Origin of the sequence: Runella limosa DSM 17973, assembly GCF_000482465.1 — a bacterium.
GTDB lineage: Bacteria > Bacteroidota > Bacteroidia > Cytophagales > Spirosomataceae > Runella > Runella limosa.
The window spans coordinates 23178-40575 of the sequence record NZ_AXVJ01000056.1; the positions used below are offsets into that span (position 1 = coordinate 23178).

The 17398-nt window shown below is 45.4% G+C and carries 21 protein-coding genes; 2 read left to right on the forward strand and 19 right to left on the reverse strand.

The features are described 5' to 3' along the window. Positions 1–64: 64 nt before the first annotated feature. Positions 65–1216, forward strand: coding sequence for a LacI family DNA-binding transcriptional regulator (locus K339_RS0105695; RefSeq protein WP_028522752.1), 1152 nt, complete (start codon positions 65–67; stop codon positions 1214–1216). Here K339_RS0105695 and K339_RS0105700 read toward each other — a convergent pair. Both K339_RS0105700 and K339_RS0105705 read right to left on the reverse strand, forming a co-directional pair. Beyond that, complete coding sequence (locus tag K339_RS0105700; protein WP_028522753.1) at positions 1211–2770, reverse strand: NFACT RNA binding domain-containing protein; 1560 nt, start codon at positions 2768–2770, stop codon at positions 1211–1213. The genes K339_RS0105695 and K339_RS0105700 overlap by 6 nt on opposite strands. Positions 2771–2911: 141 nt before the next feature. Then, a complete protein-coding gene (locus K339_RS0105705) occupies positions 2912–3586 on the reverse strand; it encodes a ClpP family protease (protein WP_028522754.1) in 675 nt (224 codons plus the stop codon). Between the two features lie 374 nt (positions 3587–3960). On the opposite strand from K339_RS0105705, the gene K339_RS0105710 reads away from it, so the two are divergent. Further along, the gene (locus K339_RS0105710; RefSeq protein ID WP_028522755.1) at positions 3961–5145 is read left to right on the forward strand and encodes a tyrosine-type recombinase/integrase; all 1185 of its coding nucleotides are present in this window, start codon (positions 3961–3963) and stop codon (positions 5143–5145) included. A 72-nt stretch (positions 5146–5217) separates the two neighbouring features. Here K339_RS0105710 and K339_RS0105715 read toward each other — a convergent pair whose 3' ends face one another. The 17 genes from K339_RS0105715 to K339_RS35765 all read right to left on the reverse strand — a co-directional run bounded on the left by K339_RS0105715 (position 5218) and on the right by K339_RS35765 (position 17395). Next, positions 5218–5703: a hypothetical protein gene (locus K339_RS0105715; protein WP_028522756.1), complete on the reverse strand. Its 486-nt coding sequence runs from the start codon at positions 5701–5703 to the stop codon at positions 5218–5220. Between the two features lie 140 nt (positions 5704–5843). Beyond that, positions 5844–6251, reverse strand: coding sequence for a hypothetical protein (locus tag K339_RS0105720; protein WP_157607481.1), 408 nt, complete (start codon positions 6249–6251; stop codon positions 5844–5846). Then, positions 6248–6382, reverse strand: coding sequence for a hypothetical protein (locus tag K339_RS37985; RefSeq protein WP_262505805.1), 135 nt, complete (start codon positions 6380–6382; stop codon positions 6248–6250). The genes K339_RS0105720 and K339_RS37985 overlap by 4 nt, the downstream gene beginning before the upstream one ends. Then, a complete protein-coding gene (locus K339_RS32670; RefSeq protein WP_051397827.1) occupies positions 6379–7008 on the reverse strand; it encodes an N-acetylmuramidase family protein in 630 nt (209 codons plus the stop codon). The genes K339_RS37985 and K339_RS32670 overlap by 4 nt, the downstream gene beginning before the upstream one ends. A 13-nt stretch (positions 7009–7021) precedes the next feature. Next, entirely contained in the window at positions 7022–7318 is a 297-nt protein-coding gene (locus tag K339_RS37450; protein WP_028522758.1) for a hypothetical protein, read from the reverse strand. Positions 7319–7376: 58 nt separating this feature from the next. Beyond that, on the reverse strand, positions 7377–8828 hold the full coding sequence (locus tag K339_RS0105740) for a hypothetical protein (protein ID WP_028522759.1): 1452 nt from the start codon (positions 8826–8828) through the stop codon (positions 7377–7379). 11 nt (positions 8829–8839) lie between these two features. Continuing rightward, positions 8840–9760, reverse strand: coding sequence for a hypothetical protein (locus K339_RS0105745; RefSeq protein ID WP_157607482.1), 921 nt, complete (start codon positions 9758–9760; stop codon positions 8840–8842). Next, positions 9757–10161: a DUF5675 family protein gene (locus K339_RS0105750; RefSeq protein WP_028522761.1), complete on the reverse strand. Its 405-nt coding sequence runs from the start codon at positions 10159–10161 to the stop codon at positions 9757–9759. Before K339_RS0105750 ends, K339_RS0105745 begins: the two co-directional genes overlap by 4 nt. 1 nt (position 10162) lies before the next feature. Continuing rightward, complete coding sequence (locus K339_RS36970) at positions 10163–10384, reverse strand: hypothetical protein (protein ID WP_157607483.1); 222 nt, start codon at positions 10382–10384, stop codon at positions 10163–10165. Between the two features lie 2 nt (positions 10385–10386). Beyond that, the gene (locus K339_RS0105760; protein WP_028522762.1) at positions 10387–10653 is read right to left on the reverse strand and encodes a hypothetical protein; all 267 of its coding nucleotides are present in this window, start codon (positions 10651–10653) and stop codon (positions 10387–10389) included. 32 nt (positions 10654–10685) lie between these two features. After that, entirely contained in the window at positions 10686–11174 is a 489-nt protein-coding gene (locus tag K339_RS0105765) for a hypothetical protein (RefSeq protein ID WP_028522763.1), read from the reverse strand. Continuing rightward, entirely contained in the window at positions 11171–11728 is a 558-nt protein-coding gene (locus tag K339_RS0105770) for a hypothetical protein (protein ID WP_028522764.1), read from the reverse strand. Before K339_RS0105770 ends, K339_RS0105765 begins: the two co-directional genes overlap by 4 nt. Positions 11729–11732: 4 nt before the next feature. Continuing rightward, positions 11733–12161, reverse strand: a complete 429-nt coding sequence (locus K339_RS0105775) for a hypothetical protein (RefSeq protein WP_028522765.1) — start codon at positions 12159–12161, stop codon at positions 11733–11735. Then, entirely contained in the window at positions 12158–12781 is a 624-nt protein-coding gene (locus K339_RS0105780) for a hypothetical protein (protein ID WP_028522766.1), read from the reverse strand. The genes K339_RS0105775 and K339_RS0105780 overlap by 4 nt, the downstream gene beginning before the upstream one ends. Then, positions 12774–13550, reverse strand: coding sequence for a hypothetical protein (locus K339_RS32675; protein ID WP_028522767.1), 777 nt, complete (start codon positions 13548–13550; stop codon positions 12774–12776). The genes K339_RS0105780 and K339_RS32675 overlap by 8 nt, the downstream gene beginning before the upstream one ends. After that, positions 13550–14146, reverse strand: coding sequence for a hypothetical protein (locus tag K339_RS0105790; protein ID WP_028522768.1), 597 nt, complete (start codon positions 14144–14146; stop codon positions 13550–13552). Before K339_RS0105790 ends, K339_RS32675 begins: the two co-directional genes overlap by 1 nt. Positions 14147–14161: 15 nt before the next feature. Beyond that, on the reverse strand, positions 14162–17395 hold the full coding sequence (locus K339_RS35765; RefSeq protein WP_051397828.1) for a putative phage tail protein: 3234 nt from the start codon (positions 17393–17395) through the stop codon (positions 14162–14164). Between the last annotated feature and the right edge of the window lie 3 nt (positions 17396–17398).

Here is a 17398-nt window from a genome sequence, read left to right on the forward strand (position 1 = left end):
CCAATCTCAATGATAACGTAGTCGCTACGCTCGTTTTGGAGCTAACTAAAAAAAAGACAATTCTATGGTAGAGTGCAAACAATGCCTATCTACTTCGGAAGTAGTAAAAGCTGGCTTTTTGAGAGGGCGTCAGCGATTTTATTGCAAAACCTGTCAATTACATTTTACGGTGGAATTACCCGCAGCTTTGCCCCAAAAAACGGCTCGCCAAACCACCATTATCGACATTGCAAAGTCGCTCGGAGTGGCTCCTTCTACCGTCTCGCGGGCTTTGAATGGGAGCACCGACATCAATTCTTTGACGCGACAAGAGATTTTGCGGGTTGCCAATGAAATGGACTACCGCCCTAACTTACTAGCTCAGAGCCTTCACCGTGGCGAAACGCACACGATTGGGGTAGTGATTCCCAACATCGAACGACCTTTTTTTGCGGGAGTGCTGGCAGGGATTCAAAACGTAGCGACGGAAGCTGGCTATCGCGTGATGATTTGTCAGTCGAACGAATCACATTCGACCGAAACCCTCAACGTACAAGCGTTAATCGCCAGTCGGGTAGATGGTTTGTTGATCAGTCATTCTAAAGAAACGACCTCGTTTGAACACATTCGTTTACAGCTCAAAAAAGGGCTTCCGATTGTCCACTTCGACCGCGTTTGTTCGGAAGTAGAAACGGCTAAAGTGGTTCAAGAAGATTTTGAAGGAAGTTTTGCGCTGGTGGAGCACCTTATTCAGCAGGGTTGTCGTCGCATTGCGGTCTGTGCAGGACCGCCTCAATTATTAATCAGCCAAACGCGTTTGGAAGGCTACAAAGCCGCACTGCGCCACTACGGACTTGCTCTAGATGACACCCTGATTTATCACACTGAATTTAAGCAAAGCGAGTCGTTGACGGCGCTTAACCATTGGCTTTCACTTCCAGAACCTCCCGACGGCATTTTTGCCGTTCATTACGGCAATGCCATTGAGCTTTTGGTAGAACTCAAACATCGTAAAATTCAAATTCCCGCCGAAATCGCCATTGTAGGTTTTGGGGACGAGCTTATTGCCGAACTCATTGAGCCTTCATTGACGGTCTTTCACCTTTTTCCGTTTGAAATGGGCGAAACAGCTGCTTCCCTGCTGATTGACAACATCATTCACCGACACACATTTAGCCCTATTACCAAAAAAATGCGAGGAGAATTGCGCATTAGACAATCGTCGATGCGGTTATAAACCCCTCGGCTCTACCATGACAACCTCCTCTTTGTCAAGCACTACTTCGCCTTCTGGCAGCCCTTTGGGCTTACGCACAAACTTTTTGGGAGTAACAATCACAGGACAAAGCGTTTCGTTGCGGCGTTTGGAATACCAAGCCGCGATTTGAGCAGCCCGTTCGATGACACTATTCGGAATTTTACGCCCAGCCTTGTACTTGATGACTACGTGCGAGCCCGATACGTCGCGGGCGTGCAACCACAAATCTTCTTTGTAAGCGTATTTTTTGGTCAATAAATCATTGTTTTTGGCATTTTTTCCAATCAAAATCACGTAGCCTTCGTATTCAGTATGTTTAAATAACTGGGTTGGAGAAAGAATTGGGGCGTCGGTTAGCAGGCTATTGTTTTTCAAATATTTACGCAACAACTTCAACGACTCAAACGCCTCTATTTCTTGCAAATGGTTCTTTAAGTCTTCCAACTCACCCTCACGCAAAGCAATGTTTTCTTGCAGTTTATCTATTTCAATCCGTTCGTTTTTTGCCTTTCGATAATAAGTCTCGGCGTTTCGCTGGGGCGAAAGATCAGACTTGAGTTTGATGTCTATGTCTCTATCTCGATAAAAATCAAATAAGGTAACTCGTTCGGCACGCTCGGGAATTTGGTGAAGATTGGCCATCAAAATATGCCCAATTTCCTCATTTTTTACGTCTCCGTCCACCACTACCAGTTTTTGAAAGGCTTCTTCCAAATAATTTTCGGTACGTTGAATCCGCTTTTGAAGCACCCGAACTGCCTCCGATTTTTCTTTGGAAATGACCCCAATCCGATTGTAAGTAGTATAAAAATCGTTGAGGGCATCAATCGGATTGGTGTGACTGCGGATGACCTCGCCCAGCGGCACTAAAGAAAACGTAATTTGGTACTGCCACGTAGAAATGTAATACGTTGGGTTCTCCAACCTTTGAAGAACATCTTGAATTGCTTGCCAAACCAATTCCCCTGCCTGAGGTAAGGGGACTAAATACGCGTTTACTTCCTTTCCAAAAGTCGGGAAGAGCTTCCGATGGTCGTGCCCTGCCGCTTCAAATGCCTCCCAAGATTGGTCGAGTTCGCGGTCGAGTTTTGATAATTGAAGGGTATTATCCGATACGAGTTTGTTATGAAACACATCAATCACGACCTCTTCTTGAAATAACACCGCATTGGAGCGATTTCCAAAGAGTTTAAAAACCAAGGTGTAATTATTTTCCAGCACCAACCCAAACGCTCGTTCGTTTTTAAACTGCCGAACGTCAACCACTTCCAAATCATACAATTTCTCAAACAAATCAACGCTGTTGTGGCGAGCGCGGCTAAAATCTTCGGGAAAATGCAAGCAGGCAAAGTCGGGACGCAGGGTAGCACGGAGAAAAAACGGGCGATAATAATTGTTTTTGCCTCGGGCGTGCGCCAAGACAATCACCAATTCATCTTTCTCTTGGCTGAAACATTCCATGAACTTCAACCCAACCACCAACGGCCGCAACGCCTGGCTTAACTGCCGCAAAAAATGATAATTCTGATACATGCTGCAAAGGTAATGAGGAGTTGGCAGTTTACAGCCAAAGGGTCAACTTAGGCAACGATGTTTTCGTCAGGAAACAAAAAGACGCCAGTCTGTCTAAACAAACTGGCGTCAATTCTAAAGCATTGGGCTAACTTTCGTTGCTTATTTCTCTCTTACCAAAACTTCGTCGATAAGACCATAAGCTTTTGCTTCTTCGGCGCGCATCCACTTGTCGCGATCAGAGTCTCTTTCGATGGTTTCAATCGTTTGTCCTGTGTGGTTGGCCAAAATTTCGTACAACTCACCACGCAATTTCACAATTTCGCGGGCTGTGATTTCGATGTCAACCGATTGGCCTTGTGCTCCACCCGACGGCTGGTGAATCATGATACGAGCGTGTGGAAGTGCGGCACGCTTACCTGCTGCACCACCCGCCAACAATACCGCTCCCATCGACGCGGCCAAGCTCGTACATACCGTGGCTACGTCGGGACGCACGTACTGCATCGTGTCATAAATACCCAAACCAGCATACACCGAACCACCTGGGCTATTGAGGTACATCAAAATATCTTTCTTAGGATCAGCCGATTCCAAAAACAACAACTGAGCTACTACGATGTTGGCAATTTGATCGTCCACTGGCATTCCAAAGAAAATGATACGATCGGCCATCAAACGCGAAAATACATCTACTTCACGGAAGTTCATGGGGCGCTCTTCGATGATAGCGCGGGTCATATTTTCAACGGAGTGGTTCATGTATCCATCTACCGTAAGGCCATTCATGCCAAGGTGTTTTACTGCGTACTTTCTAAATTCTTGTCCGTGATTCATGGTAACTTAACTTTATATGTTTATTTTGTGTTTACAGAACATAAAACGCAAACGCTTGGTTCGACAGGCAAAAATGCAGAATTTAGCGTTTGTTTGTTGTCAATTTAGCTGACATTTTCTCGGAATAACTGATATTAGCCTCTAAAAGCCCTAATTAGCAAGCCTCACACCTATTTTTATGTCCGCTCCGTTTGCTTCACAACGTATTGTGCATCATGTCAGCCATGTACATTTAGGTACACTTTGGGTACAATACCGTTTAATAAGTTTTTAACAGCTTCCCTACTATTTTCTTAACACTGGAATAATTGTTGTGAGGATTGCCCCCATTTCCTCAAACTAAATTTCCTATTTATGCTGATTAACAAAAAAGAATGAAAATCGGGATTCGATTTAAGATGCGCCAAAAACGTGGCGCTAACGCACAGACCTTACATTACCTATATTGTACAATTAGGGTTGATGGCGTACAATGCTCACCGTTCACTACTTCTATTGCTACAACCAAGAGCAGTTGGGATTCAAAACGACAACTAATTAAAGGGTATGACGAAAAGGTTCGACTACAAAACGAACAATTAAACCAGATTCGCGATGATATTATGGGCCTGTACAATGATTGTAGAAAACAGGGTAAACACGTTACTCCTGATAAATTGAAATCATTGTACGTTGATAAAGAACAATTTACACCACAAACGCTTTTGGCGTATTATACCAAATACGTTGAACAAGAAAAAATGGGTAGATGTAGAAGTTCAACTATAACGATTTGGAAAACTCGCTATAATAAGGTTAAAGAGTACATCACTCAAGAACTAAAAGTAAAAGACATAGGGCTTAGTGAGATAACCCCTAAGTTTCTCACTCGCCTACGAAACTACCTGACCACTAAGGCAAAAAGAAAATATTCACAAACCTCAGCTACTTACATGATTCAAACCATTAGAGCCGTGCTAGATTATGCGGTGATTGAAGAAGTTTTGCCTTATAATCCAACTTCGTCCTTAAAACTTATATACTCGCCTAAAAAGCCAATGAAATACCTTTCAGAACATGAGGTACAGGCATTGAGCAATTACCAAGGCTACAAAAAAGGGGTAAAGGTAGTTGTAGATATGTTTCTTATTCAGTGCTATACGGGAATGGCCTATAACGAACTGATAGCACTCAACAAGAGTAACATTGTCAATAATGGAGGAATTGACATGATTGTGATTTACAGGGGGAAAACCCTTGAAATCTGTAAAATCCCTCTTTTAGCTCCTGCGAAAGTATTACTTGAGAAATACAACTATAAGCTACCAAAAGTCAGGAATGATAGAATGAACAAGTTGATAAAGAAAGCCGCTAAACAGGCAGAGCTAGAACGTTGGAGCATCATCACCACTCACGTAGGCCGTAAAACGTGTGGCTGTTATCTGCTTAATGCAGGGGTAAGGATGGAAGTCGTAAGCGCCATCCTTGGTCATAAGTCAATCAAAACTACTGAACGTTACTACGTTGAGCTACTTACATCAAGTGTAAGCAATGAGTTGAAACGAACTGGATTGATTTAAAATGCAAACAGCCCTGCTTCATCGGCGGGGCTGTTTTATGAGACTGCCTTTGGAAACCTACTGCGTACAAACCTATTGCTTTTGGAAAACAATAGGCGAATTTGTCTTGCCGCCTATTAAAACAGTTGTGTACTCTAACTGACCAGAATTGTTCAACAATAACTGTATCATTTGGTATTGTAGGCTTGGGCTTTCCTTTATTACTATTGGTGCCCCATTTTTTTGGTAGGTCGTGGTCGTAACAATCGTGTAAGTAGGATTGTAGCTAAATAATCCACTACCTTCTAATGTAAATAATCCTAAAGAGCCATCCGCAACGGTTGTGGCTGGATAACCAGAATATGTACCTGTGAACCTTGCAGAGTAATCTACACTAACCGTTTTAGTGGATGTCCTCTTTATTGTATAACTAATATTTTGCTGTCCTTTAAACACCGATTCGTCTAGGGTTGCGGTTTTGCCCCAAATCCCTATAAACTTCTCTAAAGGGTCAACCTCTTTCTTACATCCTGTAAAAATAAATAGGACAACAATTGCTAAAATGTAACTTTTCTTCATGGTTATTTATGCTTTTAAATTTTGCCTCAAATCTACTCCCTTTATATTAATCGCTCCAAACCGTTTACTAACATTAACAAAAAAATAGGGTATCGGCAACGCCAATACCCTATCAAACAATTAACTAATTGTAATATACTTCACTTTTTCAATATTGAGCTGACCACAAACGCTATTGCAATGCCTGCGGTGGTGCCTATCCAGAATCGGCTTTTTACTTTTGTCGTTTGCTTCTCTATTTCTTTGGTCAATCGCGCTTGCTCCTTCCACTGATTGTCAAATTGGGTTTGGCATAGAGCGAGCGCTTTACTATACTCTCCTCGTTCTTTTGCTAATGAGGACAGTTGGAATCTCAAATCCACTCGCTCCCGTTTTATAGCGAGTAAGCTATCCTCCAATATGCCCACATAGCCACGGGTACTGTCGGCAGTGGCTTTACTCATTGCAATCCCTTCTCGAAAAGGGAATGGTTGCCCCTGCACCATCGGCACTGATTGGGCGTGTGCCGCGCCAATGGTTAGGAGCAATAAGGGTAACAAGATTTTCATGGCTGTTTTTGATTTTGTTTTTCTTCGTAGTACTGTTTCACAGTCAGGTAATTTGCCAACAGGCTCATCACTGCGCTCCCTACGACAAAGAGCGTCAGTAGAATTTGCAACCAAGGCGGTAAGCGTCTCATTTTCTCAGAAATTTGAATTGTTTTAAAAGTCCTTTTTCATAGGCCAAATAGCCGCTTCCACCTATTAAAATCAATAGTGCGAAGCCCAGCCCAAGACTACTGGCCGTGTAACCGAAAATCAGGTTTTGGCTTGGGTCAGCGGCGTATTTGGCGTAGCGGTCAGCCATTTTGGTATGGTATCCACCCTGAGCATAGTTGGGGCCATTGTAACGGTAGGCGAACGCGCTCCAGTTGCGACTACGTAGTTCATCTTCCAACCCCCACGATTTTATAAGCGTCACAAAGCTATCTAACTGATTCTTCTCACTTTTGGAATAGCTGTTCACCATTGCCGCTACGCTGCTGTATCCAGCTTCTTTGTAGTTGAAGCCCATTACTTGAAACTTCCCCCACGAGGTTGCCTGCATGGCCATTGTCGGATTGATGGCGTAGGCTTCGGAATAAGAACTAGCCGAACGACCCGCTAAACGCTGAAACCACGAGGGTTCAAAACGTTTTTTAAGGTTTCCCATCACGTCGAACCCATCCCCTGACGATTCGACATCCGCAACGGCCCTGATGGCCGCAACTTCAACATTGAGTTTCTTCGCCGCATTTAAGTAGTCGGCATAGGTAAGAGCTGCCATAGCAAGTAGAAATTTAGCGAAGCCAAGAAGGCTTATTGTTACGAATAGCCTCCATTTCGCGCTTAGTCTGCTGCTGTTGCTCCTGGTACCAATCTTGTAATTGGCGGTTGGATTCAATGCACTTTTGAACGGCTTCATTTTGGCAGTAGATAAGGGAATCAGTAAGTGCTTTACAGCGTTGTTCTGCCGTTTGGGCTTTCTTGATTTGATTATGCCAACCTATCCCACATACACAGGTGGCGGCGGCAAATACCGAAGACAAGATGATTCCAACTAGCGTAAGTTTTGGAGCAGTATTAGTAGTAGCCATGTGAGGGAGAGAAATGTAAGGGCTACTGATGCAAGTAGCCCATGATTATTTGTTTTCATTACTCGAATACGAAAGGGTGCAGCGTTGCTCCTTCTAAGTTTCCAAGGGGGTAGTTTATGCCGTTGAACGTTACCGTGATATTCTCCTTTATTGTCGAAGGCACGTACGGATTTACGTAGCACAAGAACGTTTTGCCAGCGCCTTGGCAGGCGAGCGCCAAGCCTTTTTGCGCATTGGCAAGATGCAAAATAGTGTCCTGACCAAAGTTTTGGAAACCTCGTCTGAATAGTCGGGGGTCGCCCGGTCGAACGCTCACCGCGCTGCCGTTGGATGTGTAGGGCGCGTAAGCAATCCCCGTGGACGCATTGACGATTCCTTTTATTTGATTCCACCAATGCACACCCACCATGATGGCATCGGCTCCCGTGCGCGGGAACTTGGGGTAGTATGGCTCACCGTTGGGTTGCCGCGCTGGTTCGTTGCCACCAGTGCTTACCCACGTTTCGGCAGGAGCATACGGGTCAATACGGTCATTGGCAATGTTGCTACTGAAGTTCAACCCCGCATCCCACATATATACTCCTTCGGTGAGCAAACAACCAAAGAAGCCACACCAAAGCATCATTTCCATTGGCAATACGTGCCAGTTGGGGCTTTTCCAATACCCACCGTTTCGCTCCCGAATCCAACCCGGGTTTTTGTGGTGTTCGTTGACGGGCGTTGCCAAACTTTGCGCCCACGGCGACGTATAAACCACGGTACGGAAATCGGCTTTTGAGGCGTATTTACGTTGGGCTTCAAATATCCAACTGAACAGCCAATGTTTTACGTCCAAATCATTGGCCCACAAAGCCATTGTGAACGCGTTTGTCCACTGGTGTAACCCCGAAGTAAAGAAGGGGTCGTCTTTTTGAACGCCGTTTTCGATAAAGCCTTTTTTACGGGCACCCGCTTGGCTTGCCAATGCCCCCGTGAAATAGGGGTGCAAAGGTTCAGAATTGCCACTACCGTTGAACACCTTAAAGTACTCCGCAAAGTTCGCGTTTTTGGTATCGTAGGTACACATCCAATTATGAGCGGCGGCCCCTGCCAATCCTTTGTTCTGGCACAGGCGACGGTAAAACTTCTCGGCTACGACAAAATAATTATCGTGCGGTACGACGTTACTTCCCCCCTCCGCAAATTGGTCGCCAAAACACGATTGGGCATTGATACGAGTTGCCAACGCATCGGCGGCGGAATTGATTTGGTTGTCGCTGTGCCCAACTCCAGGAAAGATGTCGGAAAGCAAAACGTAACATCTTTGCTCAGGTGTTAAGTCATTTTCCCAAATCAGGGGCAAATGGGTATAACCTCGGGCAAACTTAACGGAGTGTGCTATTTCGGCATCTAGGGCGTGAATAGCAGCTATTTTACCCGTTCCACCTGCCCCTATTACGGGAGCATTGGCGATTTGAAGGGGGAAAGAACAGCGAAACCAACTAGGTATGTTTAAGCGTGTGAGTGTCATGGTGTGGATAATTAAGAGTTATTTGGAAGGCCAATTGTCAGGTCTTGTTGGGCATAATTACCCGCCCACCAATCGTTCGGGTAATCGTTCCCTACTTTGATTTTGGTTTTCCAACCATTCGCCAACCAATCGGCGTAGCTTGAATAGTAATTTGGGTGAAGGAACATTTTGGCAATCTGCACCAAACTACCCGCACGTAACGTCTCGTTCTCGAACTTCTTACGGCTTCCGTCAGGGTTTAGGTATGGCACACCATTCACGAAATAGTAAGCCACGTATCCGCCAATCGAATCGGGTACGGTATCTGACCACAGCCCCGTCGTGTTGTTCTTCTCAATGTTAATCAGGTCAGTACGAAAAGTACTGGCTACTGCCTCATTGTTATCCACCACTGGCCCGCCGTCACCACCGTCAACTATCCCAAGGTCTTTATTGGTTACGACTGTGTTTGTGGTGTTGGTATAAACAACGCCCGAAATGGTGATGGATACGCTCACGGGGTAGGTGCCCGCCGCTGTAATTCCCCACACTGGCGTGGTTGGATTAAAATAGATGGCAGGGTAGCCCGTTGGGCGGAAATCCAACGTGAATGTTTCGGTGTGGCCGTTGATGGTCACACTGCAAGGGTAACTGCCGTCGGGCGTGGTATCAATATTGATAACTCTGGCAGGAGCGGCCACGGTATGATACGACTGTTTGGGGTTGGCTCCCGTCACCACTTGCCCGATTCCCGTAATGGTAAATCCGTTGGCAGGAGGTGCAACACTACCCCCGCCCGTGTAACTACTTCCTGAGCTGACGGTGATGGGTGTCGTTTCATTCTCGTTGGATGGCTGTACGGTGGACGTTCTCTTTCTCCGAAGATACGTCACAATCACTGTTATGATGGTCATTGTCAGCAAAGCCAATAATAGGGTGGAATTTCGGTTCATGCTTTTTTTATCGTTAATACTACTTCTTCACCTTTCTCAATCGCTGGAATCGCAATTGACAGTATTGCGGCTAGGGCTTTGCCGCTATTCCATCCGACGCCCATTCTCTTTTTATCCAGCGTTGTCACGGGGCCAATACAGCCAAGAAGCTGTTTTTTAGCATCGTTCGCTTTGTGAATTAGAATGGCGCTTCGGTTTGGCACGTTGCACACTTCCAGTACTAACCCGTGTTTTTTTGATTGGAATTTCTTTAGCAAATAGCTGCCTTCTGGAATACAAGACTTCTGCTTTTCATTGTTCTTCCACGGGAGTTCAATGGTGCAGCTTACTGGTTTTTCATTTTCCATCAACTGGCCGTTTGTCCCCTCTGGATAGTAGGTTCGGAGTAAGATGAGTTCCATTTTATTTGGAGTGAAAACGTTCTGTAAGTTGCTTCATGTCATTTTTGATTTCCATCAACGTCTCTTCAATACGTTCGTACTGACGATGTTGATTTTCTTCAAAAATTCGTCTCCATGTTTGAAGTTCTGTAATGCTACTGTGAATACGTAGCATGAGTGAACCAAGTGCGACAATCCCTCCCGAACATACCGCAACTAGAACTTGTGTGATTGATTCTTGCATGGCTAGTTGTTGTCAGGGGCTTGTTCGTCATCTTCTTTATCATCTGCTCTTAGGTATTCTCGTTGGGAAATACAAAGGAGGTTTAAGAGCCACGCCATCCAGCTAAAATACTGAGCGGCTTGGGTCACTTCTGAGGGATAAGCGTCACGCAAATCGGCAGGCGCGTTGGCAAGACCTGTGCTAATTACCCCAAGCGCAACTGAGAAAGCGGCCAATCTGGCAAAAAACAGAGGGGTACGGTCTGAGATAGCTTCAATGATTTTTTTCATTTGTGTTGGGTGTGGGGGGTAAAATAATGAGACTATAATGGATTGGCAGGGAGCTGGACAGTTGGGTATTGCAACTGCTGCACCCATTGGTGCAATATTTTTGGGGTTACGGTGTTTGGCTGCACGTCGGGAAAGGGTATTGCTGCACTTTTTAGCAGGGCATAGACCACTTCAGAGCAAAACCGATTGTCGGGATGAGAAGTAGCTTTGCGTAGAACTTGGCTGTCAAATATCCCACGGTAATTAAACTCTTTGCCTACTTCCTGCATAGCCCGTTGATACAGGTCGGCTTCGTATTGAATAGGAAGCCGATACCCTACCCATAATTCTGGATGGGTATAGACATCCTGATAGGGCTTGATATACACCCCGTCTTCTTTCCGCCTTGCCGACAGCGTTGCCCAGCCGTGTTGCTCAAAAATCAACTCTACATGGACATAATCGTGGCCTTGCACTTTGCGGATAACCTGACCCACAATGGCACTAGAAGACGCTTTGTAGTTCTCAAATGCAATAATCATGGCTGTTGGTTTTTAGCTTTTTTACGGCTTATGCGATAGACGACAAACAACCCACCAAGAATAGCTACGCTACCAATCCCCCACCAAACCCATTTGGTCGAAGGTGATTCCGTTTCCACCTTTGCCGCACTTTTTACCACGTCTTTTAATAGTGGGAATTTCGGAAATGGCGTCCCTGACGAAAGGTAGGATTGTATTTCTTTTAGCGAAAAGTCACTCAAATCTATGTTAGAGTTCTTGAGCTGAACAGTTACAGCGATCCATTTTCCTAACGTCGGCGAATAGACCTCAATCGTATTGTTCGCCTCATTATATCGTGTATTGGGCGTAGCTGGATTGTTAGGGTCAACGACCAAAATCAAGGCCCCCGCGTCGGCGGCTTTTCCAAAAATACTTTTGGCAACATTGACGATTGTCGTAACTGCCCCATTGGTGGTATTGCCGCCTGTTGTGGTAGTAGTTGTAGTTGTGCCTGTTGTGGTGGTACTCCCTCCCTCTCCTTCCGCGCTTGGAACGGTTTCTCCTTCCTGTGCGCGGCCTTCGTCATTTAGCATCGTTTTAGGCTTTTAAGGGTTCAACTTTAGGGATAGATTTCGATTCTTTGGGCTGCTTGGGTGTCCGAAAGACCATATAGACGACAAATCCTGCCAACAACAACACCCCGCCGACGATGGCTACTTTGGTGTAGTTAGTGCCTGCTGCTTCTTTTTGGGCAGTAAGTAGGGCTTGCTTTTCTACATCAATTTTTGCGGCGAGTAGTTTGGTCTGCTCTATTTCTCCCTGCGCCTCTAGTAATGCTTTTTGTTGCTCAAGGCTTTGGATTTCAAGTTCTTTTTGCTTGGTGGTTTGCTTGTTGGAGAGCCACCCGAATACGCTCGATGTGATAGCTCCTAAACCTTGGGCAATCCCCGAAACAATACTTCCAGTCCCTCCCGTGGCGGCGTTGATGGCGGCATCTGTGGCCAATCCTGTAGCTTCTTCGTTCATTTTCTTAGTCTTTTGGGTTTTCTGATTCCAGATAATTGACGTGGTGGATTAGACGGTTGCGTAGATTGGCGCTTTTTGTTTTGTCCCAGCTTCCATACCACAAGTCCCCCCACAAAAACCAATACGCCACCCACTAGGTACCACATCCAACTACTGCCCATTACCCCGCCACCATTGGCCGTTAGGCTTGGGTTTGAGCCGTCTTTTGTGACCGCATCAATAAGGGCTTGTTTTTGAGCTTCTTTTTTTGCCGCCGCCGCAGCGGCTGCACTTGCTGCATCCGTCAACGCGTCTTCTTGAATCACGAAATCTCCATCTTCTAAGCGCATCCAAAACTCACTTGTGGCCTCTTTCGTTTGGGTTGTTGACGCGTATAAAAATGGCCCAGCGGCAGGGATGGCCAACAGCCAAGGATTCCGTTTTTGTACTTGAACAGTTACTGCAACTTTAATCCAGCTTCCTGCTGTAGAGCTTATATGCTCTCCCGTAGCAACTCCAATTACTTCGCCCGTATTAAAAAGCTCCTCAGAACGCGGGGACGTTTTCGAGGCATTAATGTACAATTGGACATTGTCTTTTGCCGCAACTAAAACCGTTCCTTCTTGTGGATAACTAGCCATTGTTTTGTCTTCTGAATTTTACAATTTTCCAAATGAGTAACCCTAACGATACGACACCAAAGGCAATCAGGACGGCACGTTGAAAACGGGCTTGTTGGGCAGTGGTAAGGGTTTCTCCCGTAGCCAAACGCTTGATAACAATCCCGTTCGACGTGTTGTACGCTTGATACCATTCGCCCAGGCGTTTGAATGAAATGTACCCGCCCGATGATAAGCTTAACGGGCGCTTAATGGCTCCTGTAAAGCTGTACTGTTTCCCTTCGGTGTAGGTTAGGTCGTAGAAAGCTGGTAGAAAGAAGTCCGATACCCTGACACCCTCTATTTCGTACCCGTCGTTTGTGGTTTGGCTAGGGTCGGCTATTTCTACCAGATATTCTACGTCATTGGTCGGGTCGTTGTCTCTTGGCTCGCCAAAGAACTCGTGCCCTGACATGATTTTATTCCCGTACGGGTTCACCAACATTTCCACAATTTCGTGGCTTAACGTCACCGTCCAGTTGGGTTGATAACGCAAGTACGTAATGGGCACACCCTTGGCATCAACTGTATGATACCCGTACACGTCCACGTCCAATACTGGTTTAATGAGCGTTTTCCACTCACCCGCTGGTACCTGCGATTCGGTTTCATAGACCTTGATTGTCGCATCTACGCCCCAGTGCGGAGCTAGGTCGCGGCTCACCTGAATTTGGACGGCATTGGCCGCACGTTTCAGGGCATCAAAGCCTATCAGCGGGGTTTGGGAAACGATGGCAACAACGGGCTTCATTATTGGTTTTTTTTGCGTTTTTTACGGAAATAGGAAATAGCCGCAATGGTCACACCCACAATAGCGACCCCTCCGACAATAAGATACAACGTGGTGTTGTCTTTCTTTGGCTCATCCAATTGCTTGCCGCCGTCAATTACTACCCCTCCTTGACTTGAGCTATCGGATTGGCTTCCGTCTTGGCTGTTACCTGTTGTTGATTTTACGCCCGTGATGATTCGGGCAACGGAGTCTAAGCCTGACAAGATTTTGTCAATTACGTTGCCCGTCTTTGCTCCTTTGGGGGTTGTATCTCCTGAAACAAGGCTTGTGTTTGCGGTCAATCCGTAGTTATAGCTTGGATTGGACTTGTACCCTACCGACGCAAGGGGCTGAATGGTCAATTGCTTGTCGATGCTCAGTGCCCGTCCGTAGGCGTCGGTGAAGTCAACAAACGTGTTGTTCCCGCTTGAGCGCCCAGCGTTGGTAACGACGCCCAGTTCTTGCCCTGAGAAAAATGTCCTTGATGGGACGCCATTTTCTAGGGCAGACACAGTTGCTTGGGCAAAGAGTATGTCGCCTACTTGAAGTAGGGTTGTTGTTTTAGTGCCTAACATGGTGTGGAGTGATTTTTAGAAGAAGTTTTCTGTTTGAAACCCATTCGCATTGCCAGCGCTTATACTGGCCTTCGTCCCTGTACAAATTCGCATATTGTTTCGGTTGATTATATTGTAATCGTGCGAACCTGTTGCTACTTCAATTTGTATCCCATTTACACAACTTGAAAGGGCTTGGTTATTTAGAATTTGCAAATCTGTTGTTGCTGTACCTGAAAGGATTGTCGTATTTTTGATGCACCATCCTGAGATATTCTTAAACCTATTATCCATGATTTTTGCGTACTTCACGGCTTGGTTAATAGAAATCCCATCTGTTGTATTTGCGAAGTTGTTGTTCGCAATTTTTGCGAATGGTACTTGATTATCTGAATTTGCGTGATAAATCCCCGCAGTTGAATTGCCCAAGAAATTACATGACTCAATAGTCAAATGTCTAAGTGAGTTCCAAACAGCGTGTATTCCATGAGTCCCTCCATTGAATGTACATTCGCTAACTAATATATCACTACAATAGGTATTAAATGCACTAAATTGGATACCATAATCAGGTGTTTGGAAATCACACTTGTTGAATGTATGGAAACCGTAATCACTACTTTGAAACTCGGCTTTTTTTAAAAATTTGCATTTCTGGAAATTAACAGCTTTATTCTCAACACTCGCCAGCGTTACCTTATCTTTGAATAAACAGTTCTCAAATTTCCCCGATTGAATGCCGTTAAAGCTTACAGGGCTACTGAATACACAATTTTGCACAAGTAAATAACACTCGCCAATACCATAATAAAAATCCGTGGCTGTTAGATTTGGAGTTAAAAACTGGCAATCTTTAAGTACCGTACTTTTCCCAATTCTAGCTAATCCTAGTGCTAAGTCCTTTACCGTACTACTATCTACAGTAACATTAGTAAAACTATTAAAGTCGCCTGCTGCCATCGTAATCCCATAGTACGACTTCTTTATTTTTACGTTTTCAAATGTGTTGTAATAACACTCATTCCCATAAGCAATTCCTGCGGAAAGCCGATAGTTCGCCCCATACACTGTTATTGGGTTATAATACACTGTGTAGTTCCCAGCGTTCTCAACGCTAAAGTTTCTAACACTTACATAGCTACCTTCTTCAAGGTCAAGCCCAGACAAGGCGGCATTTCTACAATTACAGTCATCGAAATGTACATTCTCACCATAACTTTCGGGGCGCTCACCTGCTACAGTAAAACAGTGCCTACCGACATTCTCTACACTACAGTTTTTTACATAAATGTTACGAGGGACTTTTAATGCCGTGGCTGAATAACCTGCGACATATATACCATCACCTGCTATCATTCCACCGCCTGCTATGTTGGTTATTTTGCAGTTTTCAATGTGAATGTTATCTACATGACCGTTTCGTTCTTCTACAACAATCCCAAATCCTCCATATCCATTGTCTGATGTAGGTGTAGAAGGGTGCGTTACACCACATTTGTTTATGTATAATCCTTCTATCCGCACGTCAGTCGCATTACTTACATACACCCCGTACGCCCATTTAAAACCCGCTGTAATCGCAGTTGTTTGCCCTCCTCCATCAATTTGCAAATCTCGAATTGTAATATTTTTTAGGGATTGCCCCGAATTATACACATAAAATACTTTTAAGTTGTCGGCATTAACTTTCAATATGCTCTCAGTGCCATTACCAAAAATCATGCGATTTGAGGGCGGCACCAAATTGCCAGCAATTAAATACGTACCTTTTCCAATATACGTATTGCCTAAATTAAGACAAGCTTGAATGGCGGCATCATCGTTGACGGCATCGTTGGGCATTCCCCCGAACCATTCTGGTTTAAATGGCCCTGTTACAATTCTTTTAAACCTTGCTCCCGATGCAGTAACTAAGACCGTACCTGTATTGTCTGTACTCGAAACATCTGTAGCATCGTAATACCATTCGCCTTCTTTTCCAACATCTGTAATAAATACTCTAGGTTTTGCTGTGACATCCCCTGCAACAAACGCACGCACCTGAGCGACCGAATGATAGCTGTATTTGCCATTCAGAGCCGTTTGCACAGCGGTACTGATAGGTTTATTGGCGTCACTCGTATTATCCACATTGGAAAGGCCGACGGCGGTTTTGTCTAAGGTTTGCCACGTTTTGTCGCCACGTCTATACTGAGCCGTTGTTCCTGCTGTAATTGTTGGTTCTTTCCCATTTAAAGCGGTCTGTGTAGCGGTACTAATTGGCTTATTTAAGTCGCTGGTATTATCAACATTACCAAGCCCCACGGCGGTTTTGTCAAGTGTATTCCACGTTTTATCTCCGCGCCAGAACTGAGCCGTTGTTCCTGCTGTAATTGTGGACTCTTTGGCGTTTAAAGCATTTTGTAGGTCAGTTTGGGTACTGAGTGTCCCCGAAATGCCGCCCCATGTCGGACTCCCACCCGTGGCATCCGCCGACGGTGTCCATGTAGTACCGTTCCATTTTAGCACTTGACCCGTTGCCGCGCCTGCTTGTGTTATGTCAGAAGGTGGATGATTATGTGTTGCGTTTGCTTTACCTGAAAGTGCAGAACTTACGGCAGTACTGATAGGCTTGTTGGCATCACTGGTATTATCAACGTTGCCAAGTCCCACGGCGGTTTTGTCGAGCGCAGTCCACGTTTTATCTCCGCGCCAGTACTGAGCTGTCGTTCCTGCTGTAATTATTGGCTCTTTGCCATTTAAAGCGGTCTGTGTAGCGGCACTGATTGGCTTATTTAAGTCGGTGGTATTGTCAACGTTGCCAAGCCCCACCGCAGTTTTGTCGAGCGCAGTCCACGTTTTGTCTCCGCGCCAGTACTGAGCCGTTGTTCCTGCTGTAATTGTCGGCTCTTTGGCGTTTAAAGCATTTTGTAGGTCAGTTTGTGTACTAAGTGTACCCGAAATGCCGCCCCACGCAGGACTCCCACCCGTGGCATCTGCTGACGGCACCCAAGCAGTCCCATTCCATTTTAGCACTTGCCCTGTGGCCGCGCCTCCTTGTGCTAGGGTTGACAACCCTAGCTGACCTGCTCCGATGTTGGCCGCGCCTGAGTAATCCAATATTTTTCGCAAAGCAAGCTGTAACCTTGCGGCTGTGATAAGTTTGGCATTATTGGTAGGCAATAAGCTATCTACCAAGGTTTCGGTTCGCGCTCTTGTAACAACTTGTTGGCCAATTGCGCAGCTACTTAGCAGTAGCAATAAGGCAAATAATCTAAGGTGTAGTTTCATGGC

Bases quoted from the DNA above. Each gene is read 5' to 3' on its own strand.
- K339_RS0105715 (WP_028522756.1), bottom strand. From the start codon at position 5,703: ATGAAGAAAAGTTACATTTTAGCAATTGTTGTCCTATTTATTTTTACA.
- K339_RS32675 (WP_028522767.1), bottom strand. From the start codon at position 13,550: ATGAAGCCCGTTGTTGCCATCGTTTCCCAAACCCCGCTGATAGGCTTT.
- K339_RS37450 (WP_028522758.1), bottom strand. From the start codon at position 7,318: ATGGCTACTACTAATACTGCTCCAAAACTTACGCTAGTTGGAATCATC.
- K339_RS0105710 (WP_028522755.1), top strand. From the start codon at position 3,961: ATGAAAATCGGGATTCGATTTAAGATGCGCCAAAAACGTGGCGCTAAC.
- K339_RS0105765 (WP_028522763.1), bottom strand. From the start codon at position 11,174: ATGATTATTGCATTTGAGAACTACAAAGCGTCTTCTAGTGCCATTGTG.
- K339_RS36970 (WP_157607483.1), bottom strand. From the start codon at position 10,384: ATGCAAGAATCAATCACACAAGTTCTAGTTGCGGTATGTTCGGGAGGG.
- K339_RS0105750 (WP_028522761.1), bottom strand. From the start codon at position 10,161: ATGGAACTCATCTTACTCCGAACCTACTATCCAGAGGGGACAAACGGC.
- K339_RS0105780 (WP_028522766.1), bottom strand. From the start codon at position 12,781: ATGGCTAGTTATCCACAAGAAGGAACGGTTTTAGTTGCGGCAAAAGAC.
- K339_RS0105740 (WP_028522759.1), bottom strand. From the start codon at position 8,828: ATGACACTCACACGCTTAAACATACCTAGTTGGTTTCGCTGTTCTTTC.
- K339_RS0105695 (WP_028522752.1), top strand. From the start codon at position 65: ATGGTAGAGTGCAAACAATGCCTATCTACTTCGGAAGTAGTAAAAGCT.
- K339_RS0105745 (WP_157607482.1), bottom strand. From the start codon at position 9,760: ATGAACCGAAATTCCACCCTATTATTGGCTTTGCTGACAATGACCATC.
- K339_RS0105720 (WP_157607481.1), bottom strand. From the start codon at position 6,251: ATGAAAATCTTGTTACCCTTATTGCTCCTAACCATTGGCGCGGCACAC.
- K339_RS0105705 (WP_028522754.1), bottom strand. From the start codon at position 3,586: ATGAATCACGGACAAGAATTTAGAAAGTACGCAGTAAAACACCTTGGC.
- K339_RS0105760 (WP_028522762.1), bottom strand. From the start codon at position 10,653: ATGAAAAAAATCATTGAAGCTATCTCAGACCGTACCCCTCTGTTTTTT.
- K339_RS32670 (WP_051397827.1), bottom strand. From the start codon at position 7,008: ATGGCAGCTCTTACCTATGCCGACTACTTAAATGCGGCGAAGAAACTC.
- K339_RS0105700 (WP_028522753.1), bottom strand. From the start codon at position 2,770: ATGTATCAGAATTATCATTTTTTGCGGCAGTTAAGCCAGGCGTTGCGG.
- K339_RS0105770 (WP_028522764.1), bottom strand. From the start codon at position 11,728: ATGCTAAATGACGAAGGCCGCGCACAGGAAGGAGAAACCGTTCCAAGC.
- K339_RS37985 (WP_262505805.1), bottom strand. From the start codon at position 6,382: ATGAGACGCTTACCGCCTTGGTTGCAAATTCTACTGACGCTCTTTGTC.
- K339_RS0105790 (WP_028522768.1), bottom strand. From the start codon at position 14,146: ATGTTAGGCACTAAAACAACAACCCTACTTCAAGTAGGCGACATACTC.
- K339_RS0105775 (WP_028522765.1), bottom strand. From the start codon at position 12,161: ATGAACGAAGAAGCTACAGGATTGGCCACAGATGCCGCCATCAACGCC.
- K339_RS35765 (WP_051397828.1), bottom strand. From the start codon at position 17,395: ATGAAACTACACCTTAGATTATTTGCCTTATTGCTACTGCTAAGTAGC.